At 70.5% G+C, this 3,393-nt stretch carries 3 protein-coding genes and 1 pseudogene; 2 read left to right on the top strand and 2 right to left on the bottom strand.

Annotation, left to right across the window (positions count from 1 at the left end; all coding sequences use genetic code 11):
• On the top strand, window positions 1-476 hold a 476-nt coding region (locus RMO85_RS14915; protein WP_310529513.1), incomplete at its 5' end, for a hypothetical protein.
• Window positions 477-481: 5 nt separating this feature from the next.
• Here the strand turns inward: RMO85_RS14915 and RMO85_RS14910 are convergent.
• Both RMO85_RS14910 and RMO85_RS14905 read right to left on the bottom strand, forming a co-directional pair.
• Window positions 482-1,360: a MaoC/PaaZ C-terminal domain-containing protein gene (locus RMO85_RS14910; RefSeq protein ID WP_310529512.1), complete on the bottom strand. Its 879-nt coding sequence runs from the start codon at window positions 1,358-1,360 to the stop codon at window positions 482-484.
• A complete protein-coding gene (locus RMO85_RS14905) occupies window positions 1,360-2,691 on the bottom strand; it encodes a 3-oxoacyl-ACP reductase (protein ID WP_310529511.1) in 1,332 nt (443 codons plus the stop codon). The genes RMO85_RS14910 and RMO85_RS14905 overlap by 1 nt, the downstream gene beginning before the upstream one ends.
• A gap of 217 nt (window positions 2,692-2,908) precedes the next feature.
• On the opposite strand from RMO85_RS14905, the pseudogene RMO85_RS14900 reads away from it, so the two are divergent.
• Window positions 2,909-3,393 (top strand): annotated as a pseudogene (locus RMO85_RS14900) (acetyl-CoA C-acyltransferase); the annotation flags it as partial.

The raw sequence follows: 3,393 nt of genomic DNA, 5'->3' as shown, positions 1-3,393 counted from the left end.
TGGGCTACGGCCTCGCCTCCGACCGCGCGGTGTCGGGTGACTGGGACGGCAACGGCACCGACGAGGTGGGCGTCTACCGGCCCGCCGAGGGCACGTTCTACCAGCGCCGGCCGGATGGCACGTCCGCCACGGTGCTCCTCGGTGACGTCGACGACCTGCCGGTCTCGGGTGACTGGGACGGCAACGGCGTGACCGACCTCGGCGTCTTCGACCAGGCCACCGCCACCTTCACGCTGCGACTCGTCGACGCGAACGCACACGTGTGGACCTCGCAGCTCCCACTCGGTGTCGCCGGCGACCTGCCGGTCGCGGGCGACTGGGACGGCGACGCGATCACCGACCTCGGCGTCTGGGCGCCCGGCACCGCGACCTTCACCCAGGGCCGTGCGGTGTTCCCGATGACGTCGGCCCCGGCGGACGCGGTCGCCACGCGGATGGCGGTCACCACGGTCCAGTTCGGCCTGCCGCGTCGCTGAGCCTCTCAGCCGGGGGTGGCGCGGCCGACGAGGTGCGGGGAGCCGTTCGTCGGGTCGGAGAGCGCGAAGGTGTGGACACCGGCGTCGGTGCGGTCGGCGAAGGCCACCGTGCCCGGCAGGAACACCGGCTTCTTGAACGCGACCTCGACTCCCACGGCATCGGGCAGGCGGTTCTCGATGGCCGCGATGCTGCGCGCCAACGTCCACATGCCGTGGGCGATCTGGCGCCGGAAGCCCAGCGCCCTGGCAGTCAGCGGGTAGAGGTGGATCGGGTTGTGGTCACCCGACACACCCGCGTAGGTACGGCCCAGGTCGGCGGGGAGCTGCCACTGCACGCCGACGGTCGGTGCGTCGGCGATCGCGAGGCCCACAGCCGGCTCGCCCTCCGCCCTGGCGCCGCGACGGAGGTACGTCGACGTCGACTCCCACACGGTGTCGCCGCCGCTCGTCACGGTGGTCACGAAGTCGAGCAGCGCGCCCTTGGCGTGCGCGCGCGGTGTCGCCACGGCCGTTGACAGGTCGAGGACCTCGCCGACCGCGATCGCCCGACGGGCCGTGATGGTGTTCTCGAGGTGCACCATGCCGATCGCCGGGTAGGGGAACGCCGGGTCGCTCATGACGGCCATGTGCAGCGGGAAGGCCAGCAGGTGCGGATAGGGCAGGGGAACGGTGTCCTTGCGGGGGAAGGAGCAGACTGCGGCGTACGCCTCGACATCGGCGCGCGCGGCCTCGACGCCGGTGCGGGTGTAGGACAGTCCGGTGAAGCCCTTCGAGGACGCCTTCCTCACCCCGGGCAGCAGCTTCACGCCCGGCACGGCGGGAAGAGCCGCCCTGATCAGCGTGCCGAGTCCGCCGGGTGCACCGTCCAGGCGCTTGGCCTGCATCAGGCGCCCAGCATCATCTGGCCGCAGACCCGCACGACGTTGCCGTTGACGGCCGTCGATCCGGGGGAGGCGTACCACGCGATCGCCTCGGCGACGTCGACCGGCAGCCCGCCCTGGCTCATCACGTTGAGGCGCTGGCCGACCTCGCGGGTCGCGAACGGCACGGCCGCCGTCATGGCCGTGATGATGAAGCCCGGCGCGACGGCGTTGATGGTGATGCCGTGGCCGAGGTCGTCGGCGAGCGAGTCGACGAGGCCGATGACGCCGGCCTTCGAGACGGCGTAGTTGGTCTGGCCCACGTTGCCGGCGATGCCCGCGATCGAGGCGACGCCGATGATCCGGCCGTTGTCGTTGATCACCTTGTCCTCGAGCAGCTGACGCGTGATCCGCTCGGGTGCGGTGAGGTTGACGCCGATCACGCTGGACCAGCGGTCCTCGTCCATGTTGGCGAGCTTCTTGTCACGAGTGATGCCGGCGTTGTGCACGACGATGTCGACGCCGCCGTGCTCGGTCGCCAGGTGGTGGGCGATGCGCTGCGGCGCGTCCTTGCCGGTGATGTCCAGCGTCACGTGGTCACCCTCGAGCTCCCTCATCAACGCCTGGAGCTCGCTGGCGGCCTGGGGCACGTCGACGCCGACCACCTTCGCCCCGTCGCGGTGCAGCACCCGGGCGATCTGCTCGCCGATGCCGCGGCTGGCGCCGGTGACGAGCGCGATCCTGCCCTCGAGCGGACGGTGCCAGTCGGCGACGTGCTCGGCCTCGCGCTCCTGGTGGGCGCCGATGCGCACCACCTGGCCGGAGACGTAGGCCGACTTGGGGGAGAGGAAGAAGGCCAGCGTCGAGGCGATGGCGTCGTCGGCCCCCGGCGTCACGTAGACCAGCTGGACGGTGCCGCCCCGGCCGATCTCCTTGCCGAGCGAGCGGGTGAAGCCCTCGAGGGCGCGCTGGGCGACGCGCTCCGAGCCGCTGACGGACTCGGGCGTGGTGGCGAGAACGACGATGCGTGCGCACGTCTCCAGGCTGCGCAGCAGCGGGGTGAAGAACTCCTGCAGCGCGATCAGGGCCCGGGTGTCGGTGATGCCGGTCGCATCGAAGACGAGGCCCTTGTACTTCTCACCGGAGGTCGGGAGGCTCCACGCGATGCCGAGACCCTCCAGGACGGTCGGCAGTGACGCGCTCAGCCGGCCGTCACCACCGAGGGCGACGGTGCCGGCGACGAGCGGGTCGCCGGCGGCGTACCGCTCGAGGCGGGTGGGAGCGGGGAGGCCGAGGTTCTTCACCATCATCCTGCCGATGGGAGAGGAGACGAAGCCCTGGTAGCGGTCACTCATGGGTGGTGGTCCTCCGGTGGAGTCAAGGAAGCGAAGATGGGGGGTGGAGAAGTTGTAACAAGTCGTGTAACTCGGTGTCCACAGTTCGTGATGTGGCGCTCATTGCATTCCCTGGGCGGGTGTTGCGAGCAAGGATAGGAGCCGGCGCCGGCAGCATCGGCCGCGCATCTGCGAGTCACCACATCACGCACCAGATCTTCTCGTGTCAGGAGCACACATGCAGGCCAAGACCCGCCGCGTCGCCGTCCTCGGCGGCAACCGGATCCCGTTCGCCCGGTCCAACAGCGTCTACGCGGGCGTCTCCAACCAGGAGATGCTGACCGCCACGATCGACGGACTCGTCACCCGCTTCGGCCTCGAGGGTCAGGCCGTCGGCGAGGTCGTCGCCGGGGCCGTGCTCAAGCACGCCCGCGACTTCAACCTGGTCCGCGAGTCGGTGCTCGGCTCCAAGTTGGCGCCCGAGACTCCGGCGACCGACATCCAGCAGGCCTGCGGCACCGGGCTCCAGGCCGCGATCCAGGTCGCGAACAAGATCGCCCTCGGTCAGATCGAGTCCGGCATCGCCGGCGGCACCGACACCACGTCCGACGCACCGGTCGCCATCAGCGACAAGCTGCGCAAGAAGCTGATGAGGATCAACTCGGCCAAGGACACCACGAGCAAGCTCAAGGCGCTCGGTGCGATCCGCCCCGGCGACATCGG

It is taken from the genome of Nocardioides sp. (assembly GCF_031422975.1).
GTDB lineage: Bacteria > Actinomycetota > Actinomycetes > Propionibacteriales > Nocardioidaceae > Nocardioides.
This window is presented reverse-complemented; position numbering and strand designations above follow the sequence as displayed.